The sequence below is a fragment of the Streptomyces sp. CNQ329 genome (genome assembly GCF_000482585.1).
On the sequence record NZ_AXVU01000004.1, the window covers coordinates 1 to 16,283 of the forward strand.

Sequence of the window (16,283 nt, forward strand, 5' to 3'; positions counted from 1 at the left end):
AACACCAGGGCGGGCGTGAGAGGACGTACCGTTCCGGACAAACACCAGGGCGGGCGTGAGAGGACGTACCGTTCCGGACAAACACCGACGCCAGCCCTCCACCGGCACCCCCCGACACCGGCGCCCGCGCACCAACGCCCGCCCCCGGTGCGCACGCCCCGCACCCGCCGCACGCACACGACGACCCAGCCGCCAGCACCCGTAACCCGGGCCCAATCCCAGAGCAGACGCATCCCTCGGCCCACGCACGTGCACCGCCGCCAAGCGGCGCCCACCCCCGCCAACGCGCGCCCACCGCCGCCAACCGCGCGCGGAGACCGACGCCCGTCTGCGGGGGCCAACCGGCATTCCGCCGGACCCCCCGATAGGGCGTGACGTCCCCGTGCTGCACTCCCCGTACCGAGCCTCCGCAGACCCCCGCCACGCCGGCTCCGGCTCCCGCTTCATCCGTGCGCCCCCCGAGCCTCAGGGCCCCCCGAGCCCGGGAGGGTCCGCGGTTGGGCAGCGGTCCCTCAGTCCACCAAATCCCGGACCACCGCGTCCGCCAGCAAGCGGCCCCTCAGCGTCAGCACCAACCGCCCCGCCTCGTAAGGGCCGCGCTCCAACAGGCCGTCCCTTACCGCCCGTTCCGCCGCCCCGGCCCCCGCCGGGCGCAGCAGCGACAGCGGGCAGCCTGCCGACAGGCGCAGCTCCAGCAGGATCCGCTCCACCCTGCGGTCCTCCTCCGTCAGCACCTCCCGGCCCGCCGCCGGTGACCGGCCCGCCGCCAGCGCCTCCGCGTACGGCGCCGGGTGCTTGACGTTCCACCACCGCACCCCGCCCACGTGGCTGTGTGCCCCCGGTCCAGCGCCCCACCAGTCCGCGCCCGTCCAGTAGAGCTCGTTGTGGCGGCAGCGCGCGCCGTCTCCCGGCGCCGCCCAGTTCGACACCTCGTACCACTCCATCTCCGCCGCCGACAGCGCCTCCTCCGCGATCAGGTATCTGTCGGCGTGCACGTCGTCGTCCGTCGGCGGCACCTCGCCCCGCCGGATCCGCCGCGCCAGTTGCGTGCCCTCCTCCACGATCAGCGCGTACGCCGACACGTGGTCCGGGCCCGCCTCCAGCGCCGCGGCCAGCGACGCCCGCCAGTCGTCGTCCGTCTCCCCCGGGGTGCCGTAGATCAGGTCCAGGTTCACGTGGTCGAACCCCGCCGCCTTCGCCTCCGCGACGCACGCCTCCGGCCGGCCCGGCGTGTGCGTACGGTCCAGCACCCGCAGCACGTGCTCCCGCGCGCTCTGCATGCCGAACGAGATCCGGTTGAACCCGGCCTCCCGCAGCTCCGCCAGCGACGCCGGATCCACCGACTCCGGATTGGCCTCCGTCGTCACCTCCGCGTCCGGCGCGAGGCCGAACTCCGAGCGGATCGCTCCCAGCATCCGCCCCAGGTCCGCCGCGGGCAGCAGCGTGGGCGTACCGCCGCCGAAGAACACCGTCTCGACCTCCCGCGGGTCGTCGCCGAGCACCTTGCGGGCGAGGCGGACCTCTTCGGCGAACGTGGCGGCGTAGTCGTCGCGGGAGGTGCCGCGCAGCTCTGTCGCGGTGTAGGTGTTGAAGTCGCAGTACCCGCAGCGGGTGGCGCAGTACGGGACGTGGGCGTAGAAGCCGAGGGGGCGGTCGGCCGCCCCGGCCAGTGCCTCGGCGGGCAGGGTCCCGTCCTCGGGTGCGGGCTCGCCATCGGGCAGTACGGAGGGCATACGCCCCATTGTCCCCCGCCCGGCGCAAAGCCCGTCTCCCCGGCCCGCCCGGCGTGCGGTCCCCCGGGCTCTGGGCCCCGGCCCCGGGCTCCGCTCTCCGGGCCTCATACTCCGGGCCTCGTGCTCCCAGCCCTCGGCTCCCCGGCCGCCGCGCTCCTCGGTCCCAGCCCTCGGCTCCCCGGCCGCCGCGCTCCTCGGTCCCGGCCCTCGGCCCTCCGCCCCCGCCCCTGGCCCCGGCCCGGCCCTCGCCCCGCCTCAGTACCCGCCCGGCTCCGTCCTCCGCGCCTGCAGCACCATCATCGCCAGGTCGTCCCTCGGCGGCACCGGCGCGAAGTCGTGCACCGCCTCCCTGATCCGTTCCGCCACCGCCGCCGCGCCCAGTCCCGTGCAGCACGACAGGGCCTCCGCGAGCCCGTCCTCGTCGTCGAACAGGCGGTCCCCGTACCGCCGCTCCGTCACCCCGTCCGTCACGCACAGCAGCGTGTCGCCGGGCTCCAGGTCGAACGACTGGCTGTAGTACTCCGCGTCGTCCAGCACCCCCAGCAGCAACTGGGCGTCCGCCGCCGGCCGCACCCCGCCGTCGCTGCGCAGCAGCAGGGGCAGCGGGTGCCCGGCGCTGGCCACGGTGCACCGGACGCCGCCGCGGTCGTGCTCGTACGGCACCAGCTCCCCGTACAGCAGCGACAGGAACCGTGCCTGCTCCGGCGGCAGCCCGAATGCCGTCGCCGCCTCCACCGCCTCGAAGGCGTGCTCCACGAGCGTGCGGTTCAGGCCGGCGAGGACGTCGGCGACGCCGTAGCCCTCGCGCGCCAGCAGCCGCAGCACCGGCCGCGCGAGGCCGGTGACGACCGCCGCCTCGGGGCCCTGGCCGCAGACGTCGCCGAGCGCGAAGCACCAGCGGTCGCTGCCGCTGGGGAAGAGGTCGTAGAAGTCGCCGCCCGCGGCGGCGCCCTCGGCCGGCTCGTAGACGACGGCCGTGTCCATGGCCGGCATCTCCGCGATGCCGCTGGGCAGCAGGCCCCGCTGGAGCACCTCGCTGATGGTCACCTGCCGGGTGTACTGGCGGGCGGCGGAGACGGCGTGCGCCACGCGGCGGGCGAAGTCCGTGACGACGGCGACGACGTCGCCGCCGATCCGGGCGACGCCGGCACGGCCGAAGAGGAGCGTGCCGACACGCCGGCCGCCGGCGACGAGCGGGCAGGCCAGCGCGGGGCCGCCGAGCCCGTAGCCGGCGTCCCCGGGGCCGCGGGCGACGCCGGCGGTTCCGCCGGGCCAGGACACCGGGACGGGGCGCGCGTCGGGCGGCGGCAGCGGGCACTGCTCCAGGGCGCGGCGCAGCGGGGAGATCCGCTCCTCGGCGGCGTGCCAGACCTGCGCGAGGCGCGGCTCCGTGCCGTCGGTGCTTTCGAGCCAGACGGCGCTCCAGTCGGCGAGCCGGGGCACGAGGAGCTGGGTGGCCAACGAGGCGACCATGTCCTCGTCGAACTGGCCGGCGAGCATGTCGGAGGTCTCGGCGAGGAACGAGAAGGCGCCGACGCCGGCCCAGGCGCCGCCGCCGCGCAGGTCGGGGTCGGTGGCGCTGCGCGGGGCGTGCGCGGTGGCCTGGCTGGGCAGGCGGAGTGCGGCCGTGGGGGCGGCGTGCGGGTCGGGGTCGGCGTCGTCGTCGGGGAGGTCGTGTGCGCCGCGCACGGTGTCGCCGCCGGAGCCGTCCGCGTGGTGCGGTACGCCCCGGCGGTGGGCCGCGTCATCGGGTACGGCGTCGGGTTCGCCCGCGGGTTCGCCGTACGCGCCCGCCGGGTCGCCCTCCTCGCCGGGTGCCCCGGCGGCGGGGTCGTCGTCGGCCGCGTTCTCGGTGACCTCGCGCAGCGGGCCCATCCGGAACCAGACGGTCTTCTCGCTGCGCCGGTGCTCCACGCCCCAGGCGTCGGCGAGCGCGGCGACGAGCTGCAGGCCGTAGCCGTACGACTCCTCCGGTGCCGGCAGCGGCATCACGCGGGCCGCGTGCCCGTCCGTGACCTCCACGAGCAGCGTCGGCTCCGGGGCCGGGCCGGCGCCGTCCGCGCCGTCCGCGCCGTCGCGCGCGAGTCCGGCGGCGGTCGCGTCCTCGGTGACCAGGCGGCAGCGCACCCGTACCTCGGTGCCGGCGTGCACCACGGCGTTCGTCACCAGCTCGCTGGTGAGCAGCTCGGCGTCGTCGGCCTCGGGCCCGGCGCGGCCGGCCAGCAGTTCGCGTACGAAGCGGCGGGCCGCCTCGGCGGCGGGCATCCCGGCGGCGAGCGTCAGGGCGACGTCGGTCACCCCCTGCGCACCGGGAGCCTCGTCGACGGCCTCACCGGGAGCCGCGTCGCCAACCGCGCCGGGAGCCTCGTCCCCGACCGCGCCGCCGCCCGCGTCGGGAGCCGCGTCGCCGGCCGCCTCCTCCGCGGAACCGGTCGCTTCGTCACCGTCCGCGGGCTCCGCGGGCGCCGCGGGGGGCGCCGCAGCTCCCGCCTGCGCCTCGGAGTCGTCCCCCGCGTCGTCCTCGGAGTCGTCCCCCGCCTCGCCGTCAGCGCCGCGCCGCGCCGCACGGCGGGCTCCGGGGGTGCCGCCGCCGGCCTCCCCGCCCTGCGCCGGCACGTCGTCCGCGCCGTCCGTCCCGTCCGCGTCGTCGGCGCCCTCCACGCCACCTCCGCCGTGCCCGCTGTCCCCGCCGTCCTGCTCCGCCGGCTCTCTTCGCACGACCGACACCACGGTCGGTCGACGTACGGCATGCACTGCGAAGGTCGTCCCCACTGTCCTCTCCCGGCCCATTCCCGGCATACGGGCGTTCCCCACGTAGCCAGAGTGACAGACTGAGCTCGCCCAGATGCGCCAAGTGACACAACTGGTGACCGGATATGGCCCATCCGACCGCCGCCCCGCCGCCCGGATTACCCCCTCGGGCCACCCCCGCCCGGACCTTCCCGCCGGCCGCGTGCGGCGCGGGCCCCGGACGGCGATGGCGGCAAACGCACAGCTCACCGTGGTGGACACGCGTGCGTACGAGACGCCGGCACCCGCGCGGGCGGTCCCGAAACCACCCTGCCGCGGGGGCCGCACGCCCCGTCAACAAGATCGCGCGCTACGCCCGGACGAGGGGCGCGACCGGTGGCGCCCACGCCGCCCGCACACCCCTGAACGCCCTTCGCGCACCCCGTGGCTCACCACGGGCATCCACCCGCGGACCGGCCGCAAGCGGCCACCGGCATACGGGACTTGCCGCCCCGCCGGCCCTACCTGCCCGAGCGCCGCCGACCCGGCCGGCCCGGCCCGCCCGGGCCCCGCCGGCGGAAGCCGCGTCTCAGGCGTCTCAGGCTTCCCGGGTGCCCGCGTACATGTCCTCGATCAGGTCCTTGTACTCCCGCTCCACCACCGGCCGCTTCAGCTTCAGGCTCGGCGTCAGCTCTCCGTGCTCGACGTCGAGGTCCCGCGGCAGGATCCGGAACTTCTTGATCATCTGCCAGCGCTGCAGCCGCTCGTTGAGCTGCTCGACGTACCTCTCGACCAGCTCCCGCACCTCCGCGGAGGCGACCAGCTCCGCGTACGGCCGGCCCTCCAGGCCGTTCTCCTTCGCCCAGCCGGTGAGCGCCACCTCGTCGAGGGAGATCAGCGCGGTGCAGAAGTTGCGGTCGGCGCCGATGACAAGGATCGAGCCGACGTACGGGCAGACGGCCTTGAACTGGCCCTCGACTTCGCTGGGCGCGATGTACTTGCCGCCGGACGTTTTGATCAGGTCCTTCTTGCGGTCGGTGATGCGCAGGAAGCCGTCGTCGGACAGCTCGCCGATGTCGCCGGTGTGGAACCAGCCGTCGTCCTCCAGCACCTCGCCGGTCTTCTCCGGCAGGCCGTGGTAGCCCTGCATGATGCCGGGGCCGCGCAGCAGGATCTCGCCGTCGTCGGCGACCCGTACCTCGCAGCCGGGCAGCGGCTTGCCGACCGTGCCGGTGCGGTAGGTCTCCAGGCGGTTGCAGAAGCTGGCGGCGGCGGACTCGGTGAGGCCGTAGCCCTCCAGGATCGGGACGCCGGCCCCGTCGAAGAAGTAGCCGATCTCGGGGGCGAGGGCGGCGGAGCCGGAGACCATGCCGCGCATCCGGCCGCCGAAGGCCGCGCGGAACTTGCCGTACACCAGCTTGTCGGCGAGGGCGTGCTTGGCCCTCAGGCCGGCGGGCGCGGTGCGCCGTCCGGTGCGGCGGTGGTTGTCCTGGGTGACGCGCGCGTACTCGCGGGCGACCTCGGCGGCCCACAGGAAGATCTTGTACTTGGCGCCGCCGCCGGCCTTCGCCTTGGCGGCCACGCCGTTGTAGACCTTCTCGAAGATGCGCGGGACGCCGCACATCTGGGTGGGCCGGACGACCGGCAGGTTCTCGATGATCTTGTCGATCCGGCCGTCGACCGCCATCACGTGCCCGACCTTGATGTGCCCGGCGGTGAGCACCTTGCCGAAGACGTGCGCGAGCGGCAGCCAGAGGTACTGCACGTCGTCGGGCGTGACCAGCTCGATGCCCTCGATGGCGTGGCCCATGTACGACCACGAGTCGTGCGGCAGCCGTACGCCCTTGGGCCGGCCGGTGGTGCCGGAGGTGTAGATGAGGGTGGCGAGCTGCTCGGGGCGCAGGGCCCGGATGTGCTCGCGTACGGCCTCGGGGTGCTTCTCCAGATAGTCGGCGCCGCGGCGCTCCAGCTCGGCGAGGGAGAGCACCCAGCCGTCCGGGTCGCCCTCCTCGGCGACGGCGTCCGCGGCCTCGACCACGACGACGTGCGCGAGGTCCGGCAGCCCCGCCCGCATCTCGCGCGCCTTGGCGAGCTGCGCGGCGTCCTCGGCGACGAGCACGCGGCTGCCGGAGTCGGCCAGGATGTACGCGGTCTCCTCGGCGTTGGTGCTGGGGTAGACGGTGGTGTTGGCGCCGCCGGCACAGAGGATGCCGAGGTCGGTGAGGATCCACTCCAGCCGGGTGTTGCAGGCGACCGCCACCCGCTCCTCGGGCTGCAGGCCGAGATCGAGCAGCCCGGCCGCGATCGCGAAGACCCGCTCGGCGGACTGCGCCCAGGTCAGCGACCGCCACTCCTCCCCTTCCCCGGAGCCCTCGGAGCCGCCGGACCCGGGCACGGGGTACTGGAACGCCTCCCGGTCGGGGGTGGACTCGACGCGGTCAAGGAAGAGCGTGGCGACGGACGGCGGGCGGCTGTCCAGCTTCGTCTGGGTTTCGGTCTCGGTCACTGCATCCTCCGGCCCTGCTCTTCGCTGGTAACTGGCGAGTAACCAGCAGATTAGAGGGTGACTGCGAGCGACGTAAGGGTCTGCAAGGCGTCGGATAGGTCTCGAAGCCGGGCCGGCGGATGCATCCCGCCGGCCCGGTCCGTACGACTCCGCTTCCGGGCCGCCGCCGCGGCCGGCCGGGAGGCTACTTCTTCGCCTTGCCGTCGCCGTCGTCCGACGACAGCACGGCGATGAACGCCTCCTGCGGCACCTCCACGCTGCCGACCATCTTCATCCGCTTCTTGCCCTCCTTCTGCTTCTCCAGGAGCTTCCGCTTGCGGGAGATGTCACCGCCGTAGCACTTGGCGAGAACGTCCTTGCGGATGGCGCGGATGGTCTCCCGGGCGATCACGCGGGAGCCGATCGCCGCCTGGACGGGCACCTCGAACGCCTGCCGCGGGATCAGCTCCTTCAGCTTGGCGACGAGCCGCACGCCGTAGGCGTACGCCTTGTCCTTGTGCGTGATCGCGGAGAAGGCGTCGACCTTGTCGCCGTGGAGGAGGATGTCGACCTTGACGAGCTGGCTGCTCTGCTCGCCGGTGGGCTCGTAGTCGAGGGAGGCGTAGCCGCGGGTCTTGGACTTGAGCTGGTCGAAGAAGTCGAAGACGACCTCGGCGAGCGGCAGCGTGTAGCGGATCTCGACCCGCTCCTCGGAGAGGTAGTCCATGCCGAGGAGCGTGCCGCGGCGGTTCTGGCACAGCTCCATGACCGAGCCGATGTACTCGCTGGGGGTGAGGATCGTCGCCCGTACGACCGGCTCGTAGACCTCGTCGATCTTGCCGACCGGGAACTCGCTGGGGTTGGTGACGACGTGCTCGGTACGGTCCTCCAGCACGACGCGGTAGACGACGTTGGGCGCGGTGGCGATCAGGTCGAGGTTGAACTCGCGCTCCAGCCGCTCCCGGATCACCTCCAGGTGCAGCAGCCCGAGGAAGCCGACGCGGAAGCCGAAGCCGAGCGCCGCCGAGGTCTCCGGCTCGTAGACCAGCGCGGCGTCGTTGAGCTGGAGCTTGTCCAGCGCGTCACGCAGCTCGGGATAGTCGGAGCCGTCGACCGGGTAGAGCCCGGAGAAGACCATGGGCTTGGGGTCCTTGTAGCCGCCGAGCGGCTCGGTGGCGCCCTTGCTGAGCCGGGTGACGGTGTCGCCGACCTTGGACTGGCGGACGTCCTTCACCCCCGTGATCAGGTAGCCGACCTCGCCGACGGACAGGCCGTCGGCCGGGGTCATCTCCGGCGAGTTCGTGCCGATCTCCAGCAGCTCGTGCTGGGCACCGGTCGACATCATCTTGATCCGCTCGCGCCTGCCGAGCGTGCCGTCGACGACCTTCACGTACGTGACGACGCCGCGGTACGAGTCGTAGACCGAGTCGAAGATCATCGCGCGGGCCGGCGCGTCCTCGGCCCCCACCGGCGCCGGGACCTGCCGGACCACCTCGTCGAGCAGCTCCTCGACACCCTCGCCGGTCTTCGCCGAGACCCGCAGCACGTCGGCGGGGTCGCAGCCGATGAGCCCGGCCAGCTCGGCGGCGAACTTCTCCGGCTGGGCGGCGGGCAGGTCGATCTTGTTCAGGACCGGGATGATCGTGAGGTCGTTCTCCATCGCGAGATAGAGGTTCGCCAGGGTCTGCGCCTCGATGCCCTGGGCGGCGTCCACCAGCAGCACACAGCCCTCGCAGGCGGCGAGGGAGCGGGAGACCTCGTAGGTGAAGTCGACGTGCCCGGGAGTGTCGATCATGTTGAGGATGTGCGCCGTGCCACCGCCCTCACCCTCCGTGGGCGACCACGGCATGCGCACGGCCTGGGACTTGATGGTGATACCGCGCTCGCGCTCGATGTCCATACGGTCGAGGTACTGCTCACGCATCTGGCGCTTGTCGACGACTCCGGTGATCTGGAGCATCCGGTCGGCCAGCGTCGACTTGCCGTGGTCGATGTGCGCGATGATGCAGAAGTTGCGGATCAGCGCGGGCTCGGTACGGCTGGGCTGCGGCACGGTGGTTTCGGTCGCGGGCACCTAAGGGTCCTGTCGGGAGGGAGGGGCATGTCTGCACTCGTCGCCCCCATGGTCCCATGCGCGCGGGGCCGGGGACGGTTTGGGCGGCCGTCCTGGCTGCTGGTAGCCTGAGCCACTGTGTCTGGACCCGGTGAGGTCCGGCAGTTCAGGTCCACAGGACAATCTTCGAACACCCTCAGAGGCAGCTACGTGGCGAACATCAAGTCCCAGATCAAGCGGATCAAGACCAACGAGAAGGCCCGGCTGCGCAACAAGGCCGTGAAGTCCGAACTGCGCACCGCGATCCGCCGTACCCGCGAGGCCGTCGAGGCCGGGGACGCCGAGAAGGCCGTGGAGGCGCAGCGCGCCGCCGCCCGCAAGCTGGACAAGGCCGTCAGCAAGGGCGTCATCCACCGCAACCAGGCGGCCAACAAGAAGGCCGCGCTGGCCAAGCGGGTCCAGGCCCTCCAGTCCTGACCCACCGCCGGACCGCAGCGGGCCCTCTCACTCCGCTCCGGTCGGGCACGAGCAGACTCCGCGCCGCACGCGGCCTGCGTTCGCCACGCGGGTGCGGCGCCACGGCCTACCGAAAGGCTCCGCCTCCGGCCCTTCCCCAGGGCCCGGGGCGGAGCCTTTCGCGTGAGGCGACGGCTCTGAACCGCCTGAGCTTCCCGGACGTCCGCTCCCCGCTGTCACGACGTCCGGAGCGGACCGCCTTCTTCTCCCGGCCCGTCCCCCTCCGTGGCTGCCCCGCCGGTGCGGGTGGGCACAGATCCGGGGCGTCGGCGACGGCAGGTGCCGCATGTCAACGGCCGCCGTCTCCGGCCGCGCCGCGGGCCCCGTCGCCCCCCGGGTGACGGCCCTGTGCCCTACGGTGCCGGGTCAGCGGGAGCGGGCGGCGGTGGCGATGGCGACGACCGCCTTCTCCAGGGCGTAGGCCGGGTCATCGGAGCCGCCCTTGACGTCCGCGTCGGCCCGGGCCACCGCGCGCAGGGCCGTGGCCACGCCGTCCGCGGTCCAGCCGCGCATCTGCTGACGGACCCGGTCCACCTTCCACGGCGGCATGCCCAGCTCGCGCGCCAGGTCCGCGGGGCGCATGCCGCGGGGGGCCGAGGCGAGGCGGCCGATGGAGCGGACGCCCTGGGCGAGGGCGCTGGTGAGCAGGACGGGGGCCACGCCCGTGTGCAGGGCCCAGCGCAACGCCTCCAGGGCCTCGGCCGCGCGGCCCTCGACGGCGCGGTCGGCCACCTCGAAGCCGGAGGTCTCGGCCCGGCCCGTGTAGTAGCGCGCGACGACGGCGTCGTCGATCGTGCCCTCCACGTCGGCCGCGAGCTGCGCGCAGGCGCTCGCCATCTCCCGCAGGTCGGAGCCGATGGCGTCGACCAGCGCCTGGCAGGCGGACGGCGTCGCGGTGCGGCCCGCGGCCCGGAACTCGGCCTTCACGAACGCCAGCCGGTCCGCGGGGCGGGTCACCTTCGCGCAGTCGACCACCCGGGCGCCGGCCTTGCGCGCCGCGTCCAGCAGGCCCTTGCCCCTGGCGGCGCCGGCGTGCGCCAGCACCAGCGTGATCTCGTCGGCGGGGGCGGCCACGTACGCCTTGACGTCCTTCACCGCCTCGGCGCCGAGGTCCTGCGCGCCGCGGACGACCACGACCTTGCGCTCGGCGAAGAGCGACGGGCTGGTCAGCTCGGCGAGCGTGCCGGGCTGGAGGGCGTCGGGGGTCAGCTCGCGCACGTCGGTGTCGGGGTCGGCGGCGCGGGCGGCGGCCACGACCTCCTGCACGGCACGGTCGACCAGCAGATCCTCCTGGCCGACGGCGAGGGTGACCGGGGTGAGGGGGTCGCCGCCGGCGCCTGTGCCCTTGCCGGTCCTGGGGTTCCGGGTCGTCGCTGCCATCGCCGTACAGCATCCCACGCCGGTACGACATCGCCGGCGGCACGGGCACAATGGCGCCGTGAGCGACGACCTGACGTACGTACTCGTGCTGCCCGACCGCGACGCCGCGGAGGAGGTGGCCGAGCTGGCCGTGGAGCGCTTCGGTCTGGCCGGGGAGCCGCAACTGATCCGCGACGCCCTCGCCGGCGAGGACGACGCGGAGGACGCGCAGTGGCTCGTCGTCGTCGAGGACGCGCGGGAGACCGTGGCCGCGGAGCTGGAGGAGCTGGCCGAGTCCTACGACGGCTGGCTGGAGGGCTCCGCGACCGTGCCGGACGGCCCGGCGGAGTAGACCCGCGGGGCCGCCGGGCGCGGGTCAGGCCGCGGCCACCACCTGGATGTCCAGTTCGATCTGGATGCTGGAGCCGACGACGGCGATACCGCGGGCGAGCATGTGCTGCCAGTTGAGCGTGAAGTCCTCGCGGTGCAGTTCGGCGGTGGCCCGGCAGGCGGCGCGCAGTTCGCCCTCGGTGCCGTAGCCGGTGCCGAGGTAGCGGGTGTCCAGGGTGACGGTGCGGCTGACGCCGTGGATGGACAGCGCGCCGGCGACGGCCCAGCGGGCGCCGCCGCGGTGGAGGAACCGGTCGCCGGCGAACTCGATGGCCGGGTAGCGCCGGACGTCGAGGAAGTCCGGGGAGCGCAGGTGGTCGTCGCGCATCTTGATGTTGGTGTCGATGCTGGCGGCCTCGATGGCGACGCGCAGCGCGGAGTCCTCCATGCGCTCGCCGACGCGCAGGGCGCCGCTGAAGGAGTTGAACCGGCCGCGTACGCGCGCCATGCCGATGTGCTGGGCGACGAACGCGACGGTGGTGTGCGCCGGGTCGATCTTCCAGTCGCCGGGCGGCGGGAGCTGCGGCAGCGGCGAAGGGCGGAGCGCGACGTCGCCGAGGGAGTGGTGGGCGCCTTCGACGATCTCGACCTCACCGCGGTAGGGGGTGAAGCCCTCGGCGTTGACCGAGAGCCGGTAGCCGCCGGCGGGGACCGCCACGACGAAGGTGCCGAACGGGTCGCTCTCCCCGCTGACGATTCTGCGCCCGCCCGTGTCGGCGAGTACGACCTCCGCCTGCGGCAGCGGCTGGTCGACCGGATCGAGCACGCGGCAGCTCAGCACCCCCGCGTGCGAAGGAATGTGCAGGCCGACCACCCCGGCGCCGCGCCGGGTCGCCCTGGCCGGGGATCTGCGTCGAAGACGACCGATCATGAAGCATCCACCCCCGTGGAATTTCACTGGCTCGGGCACTCATTCGAGCACTGATGTTGCTTTCTCTGCAAACCGGGGGTTCATTACCGGGTTGTGACGGCTGGTGCGGGGTTGGGTCAAGTGCCGGACTTCGCCCGGCCGTCGGGTCCGTCAAGGGCTCGTCTCCTTGCCGCCGGGAGCCGCGGCGGGGGTGCGCTCCGCACCGTCGCCTCCCTCCGCGGTGAGGGCGAGGGGGCCGTGCCGGTCGGTGCGCAACACCGCGGCGCCCAGGGCGCGCAGAGCCGCGACGGTACGGGACGAGGGGTGGCCGTACGGGTTGCCGGTGCCCGCGCTGACGAACGCGAAGCGGGGCCTGAGGCGCCGCAGCAACGCGTGGTCCTGGTAGGCGGAGCCGTGGTGCGGAACCTTCAGCGCATCGACGCGCGGCAGCCGGGGGACGGCGGCGAGCAACGCGCGCTGGGCGGGCGGCTCCAGGTCCCCGGGCAGGAGGACGGTGAGGCCCGCGGTGCGCACGAGGAGGGTGACGCTGGCGTCGTTCGGCTCGGCCGGCGGCGGGACACCGGCCGCCGGCCACACCACCTGCCACGACAGCCCGCCCACCCGGCGCCGCTCCCCCGGCCGCGCCCGGATCACCGGCACCCCCGCGGCGGCGGCCGTACGGCGCACGGCGGCTGCCCGCCCCGGCGGTTCGTCGAGGCCGCCGACCTGGATGGCGCCCACCGCCCGGCCGCGGAGGACGCCGGCCAGACCGGCTGCGTGATCCTCATGGAAGTGGGTGAGAACGAGCAGCGGGACGCGGCGGACGCCGAGGTCACGCAGACAGCGGTCGACGAGCGCGGGGTCCGGGCCGGCGTCCACGACGACCGCCTCACCGTCGCCCGCGGCCAGCGCGAGCGCGTCGCCCTGGCCGACGTCGCACGCCACGAGGCGCCAGCCGGCGGGCGGCCAGCCGCTGAGGACCCGGGTGAGGGGGACGGGGCGGAGCACGGCGAGCAGCACCAGCAGGGCGCAGGCGGCGCAGAGCCACCGGCGGCGGGCCAGGCGGCGCAGGCCGAGGAGCAGCGGCGGGGTTACGGCGGCCAGGAGCAGCCCGCCGTACCAGCCGCCGGGCCAGCCGTACGTGGGGCCGGGCAGCGCGGCCCCGGTCCTGGCGACGCCGGCGATCCACTCCGCCGCCCAGCCCGCGGGCGTCGCCAGCAGCTCGGCCGCCGGCAGCGCGGGCAGGGCGAGGGCGAGCGCGGCGAACCCCAGGACGGTGGCGGGCGCGACGGCGAACTCGGCGAGCAGGTTGCACGGGATCGCGACCAGACTGACCCGCGCCGCGAGCACGGCGACCACCGGCGCGCAGACCGCCTGCGCCGCGCCCGCCGCGGCCAGCGCCTCGGCGAGCCGCGGGGGCACCCGGCGAGCGCGCAGCGCCGCGCTCCAGCGGGGCGCGAGGGTGAGCAGGGCCGCGGTGGCGAGAACGGAGAGGAGGAAGCCGTACTCGCGGGCAAGCCACGGGTCGAGGAGCACGAGCAGCAGGACGGCGGCGGCGAGAGCGGGCAGCAGGGAGCGGCGCCGGCCGGTGCCGAGAGCGAGCAGGGTGATGAGGCCGCAGGCCGCCGCCCGCAGAACGCTCGGTTCGGGACGGCAGACGAGGACGAAGCCGAGGGTGAGGAGCCCGCCGAGGAGCGCGGTGGCACGCAGCGGGATGCCGAGCCGCGGGGCGAGCCCGCGGCGCTCGGCGCGGGCGGCGAGGTGGGGCGGGCCGACGAGGAGGGCCAGGACGACCGTGAGGTTGGCTCCGCTGACGGCGAGGAGATGGGTGAGGTCGGTGGCGTGAAAGGCGTCCTGCAACTCGGCGGGGATGCGGGAGGTGTCGCCGACGACCAGCCCGGGCAGCAGCGCGCGGGCGTCGGCCGTGAGCCCGTCGGTGGCCTCGCGGAGCCCGGCCCGCAGGGCGCCCGCGGCACGCTGCAGGCCGCCGGGCCCGGCCACGACCTCCGGCGGCCCCTTGCCGGTGACACGCAGCACGGCGCCCACGGCCCGGCCGCCGCCGGAGTCCGGCGAGACCCGCGCGTCGACCCGCACCCGGGTGGAGGGCAGCAGCCCCAGCCACGCCCGCCGCGCGGCGGAGTCCCGGGGCTGCACGAGGACCAGCACGGGGGTCCGCACGCGGGTGGCCTGGCGGCCGGCGGGGACGGGGACGGGAGCCGGCCGGGTGGCGGACGACGGGGGCGGAGCCGGGCCGGCGAGGGTGGGCGGGGGCGGACCGGCGGCTGCGGACTCCTCAGGGGCGGAGAGGGGGACGGTGGCCGGCACCGGCGCCGGACCGGCGGGGTGGGGGGTGACCCCGGCGGCGGGCGGGGAGACGGAACCGGACGGCGCGGTCCCGGCGCCGTCCGGGTGCGCGGGGGACGCGAGAGTCGGGTGCGCGGGGGTCGCGCCGGTCGGGCCCGAGGGGGGCGGGTCGGTCGGGTGGGGGGTGACGAGACGGGCTTCGGCTCTGACGAGTACGGCGGCGGGGGTGGGCGCCGGACCGCTGACCTGCGGGCGGGTCGGACGGGGGTCGGAGGTCACCTCCAGCTCGACGGTGGCCTGCCCGTACCCCCCGGCGATCGCGGGCAGCGGACCGCGGTGGAGGTCGGCGCCGTGCAACGCCGCCGCCCCCGCCCCCGCGGCGCCACACAGCAACGCTGTGGCCCCGGCCACCAGCACCCGCGACGGTGCCCCGGCGACCGGGCGGACGCCGGCGGCCGAGCGGTGCGCCGACCGCCGCCGCCGGCGGCCACGGCGGCGGTGCGCCACCGCGAGCAGCCCCAGCGCGGCGGCCGTCGCCAGCGCGCACGCCACCGGCACCCCGGCCCCCTCCCGGCCCAGCGCCAGGGCCGCCGCCGCCCACGCGGCCAACGCCGGCGGCACGAGCCGCAGATCGGCCGGCCCCTCCCCCGGCGCCCCCGCCGCAGCGGGCCTGGCCTCCTGCCTGCCCTCCCGTCGCGGATCCCGCAACCGGCCCCGGGGCGGGGAGGGATGCGAAGGTGCCGGGGCGGCGGTCGTGGTGCCGGCGGAATCACGGCTGGACATGAGGGCGCAGATCCGCGAAGCGGCTGTCGCCGATGCCGTTGACGTCGCGGAGTTGCCCGACGTCGGTGAAGCCGCCGTTCTGGTCGCGGTAGTCGATGATGTGCTGGGCCAGCACGGGTCCGATGCCCGGCAGCGCGTCGAGCTGTTCCGCAGTCGCCGAGTTGAGGCTCACCACCCCCGTGGGCGAGCCGTCTCCCGCCGGTGGACTCGCGCCGGGGGCGGGTGGGGCGCCCGGAGCCGCCGCCGGTGCCGACGACGACGGCTCGCCGACCACGATCTGCTCGCCGTCGACCAGCGGACGAGCCCGGTTGAGGCCGTCGGCCGCGGCGCCGGGGCCGATCCCGCCCGCGGCGCGTAAGGCGTCCTCGACGCGGGACCCGGCAGGCAGCCGGTGGACACCCGGCTCGCGTACCTTGCCGACGACGTCCACCACCACGTCCGCCGCCGCACCGGCACCGGGCTTTCCCGTCGCCTCCGGCACCGCCGCCTCCGCGGCGGGCGGTGGCGCGGAGCCGCGCACCTCCGGAGGCGCTACGGACTGAGGGCGGCCCGACCAGAAGTGGTACGCGGCGAGAGCGACCCCGGCGACGAGCACCAGCGCCAGGGCCGCGCAGGTGGCGGGCTCCATCCCGCACCGCAGCCGGATCCACACCGGCAACCGCTCCCGCGCCGCCGCGCTCCACCGCTCCCACCGCCCCGCCTCCCCCCGCTCCGGGACCGGTGGGTCCGGATCCCCCGCCCGCGGCTCCGCGGCCGGCCCGGCAGGAGAGGGCGGGAGGACGGTGGGCAGAGTCGTCGCGGAGAGGGGGGCGGCCCCTACCGCACCGGTTCCACCCCGGTCCCCCGGCGCCGGACCCTGCGCCGCCGCCCGTCGGTCTTCCTCCGCCGGGCCCTTCCGGGGAAACCGCGGCGGGTCCTGGCCGGACCAGCGCAGGGGCGGAGCTGGTTCGCCGGGCGGGTGGCGGGACGGCGGGGGCGGAAGGGTGAGCATGGTCGTCGCTCGGGTGCGCAGGCGGTCTCGCGGTGTCTGCGCGGGGTCACCCACCACCGCATGCCTCCGCGGGCGCGTCCCGCGCCCGG

The 16,283-nt window shown here is 75.3% G+C and carries 10 protein-coding genes; 2 read left to right on the forward strand and 8 right to left on the reverse strand.

Translation table 11 applies throughout. The features are described 5' to 3' along the window. Positions 1–512: 512 nt before the first annotated feature. The 4 genes from hemW to lepA all read right to left on the reverse strand — a co-directional run bounded on the left by hemW (position 513) and on the right by lepA (position 9,022). Positions 513–1,733 (reverse strand): radical SAM family heme chaperone HemW, encoded by a 1,221-nt coding sequence (gene hemW / locus I003_RS0102645; RefSeq protein WP_027770075.1) that lies wholly within the window; start codon positions 1,731–1,733, stop codon positions 513–515. Positions 1,734–1,988: 255 nt separating this feature from the next. Further along, complete coding sequence (locus I003_RS0102650) at positions 1,989–4,523, reverse strand: SpoIIE family protein phosphatase (protein WP_051368061.1); 2,535 nt, start codon at positions 4,521–4,523, stop codon at positions 1,989–1,991. Between the two features lie 538 nt (positions 4,524–5,061). Continuing rightward, positions 5,062–6,969 (reverse strand): long-chain fatty acid--CoA ligase, encoded by a 1,908-nt coding sequence (locus tag I003_RS0102655; RefSeq protein ID WP_027770077.1) that lies wholly within the window; start codon positions 6,967–6,969, stop codon positions 5,062–5,064. A gap of 184 nt (positions 6,970–7,153) precedes the next feature. Further along, positions 7,154–9,022, reverse strand: coding sequence for a translation elongation factor 4 (gene lepA / locus I003_RS0102660; protein WP_027770078.1), 1,869 nt, complete (start codon positions 9,020–9,022; stop codon positions 7,154–7,156). A 189-nt stretch (positions 9,023–9,211) separates the two neighbouring features. Between lepA and rpsT the strand changes: the two genes are divergently transcribed. After that, positions 9,212–9,478, forward strand: a complete 267-nt coding sequence (gene rpsT / locus I003_RS0102665) for a 30S ribosomal protein S20 (RefSeq protein ID WP_027770079.1) — start codon at positions 9,212–9,214, stop codon at positions 9,476–9,478. 405 nt (positions 9,479–9,883) lie between these two features. Here rpsT and holA read toward each other — a convergent pair whose 3' ends face one another. Next, on the reverse strand, positions 9,884–10,897 hold the full coding sequence (holA, locus tag I003_RS0102670; RefSeq protein WP_027770080.1) for a DNA polymerase III subunit delta: 1,014 nt from the start codon (positions 10,895–10,897) through the stop codon (positions 9,884–9,886). 58 nt (positions 10,898–10,955) lie between these two features. Between holA and I003_RS0102675 the strand changes: the two genes are divergently transcribed. Continuing rightward, the gene (locus I003_RS0102675; RefSeq protein ID WP_027770081.1) at positions 10,956–11,228 is read left to right on the forward strand and encodes a hypothetical protein; all 273 of its coding nucleotides are present in this window, start codon (positions 10,956–10,958) and stop codon (positions 11,226–11,228) included. 24 nt (positions 11,229–11,252) lie between these two features. Here the strand turns inward: I003_RS0102675 and I003_RS0102680 are convergent, their stop codons facing one another. The 3 genes from I003_RS0102680 to I003_RS36670 form a co-directional block, all read right to left on the reverse strand. Beyond that, on the reverse strand, positions 11,253–12,137 hold the full coding sequence (locus I003_RS0102680) for a YceI family protein (protein WP_078563679.1): 885 nt from the start codon (positions 12,135–12,137) through the stop codon (positions 11,253–11,255). A 150-nt stretch (positions 12,138–12,287) separates the two neighbouring features. Further along, positions 12,288–15,029, reverse strand: a complete 2,742-nt coding sequence (locus I003_RS0102685) for a ComEC/Rec2 family competence protein (protein ID WP_027770083.1) — start codon at positions 15,027–15,029, stop codon at positions 12,288–12,290. 160 nt (positions 15,030–15,189) lie between these two features. Next, positions 15,190–15,831 carry a ComEA family DNA-binding protein gene (locus tag I003_RS36670; protein WP_486584063.1) on the reverse strand — a complete coding sequence of 214 codons (642 nt, stop codon included), beginning with the start codon at positions 15,829–15,831 and terminating at the stop codon, positions 15,190–15,192. Positions 15,832–16,283 lie beyond the last annotated feature (452 nt).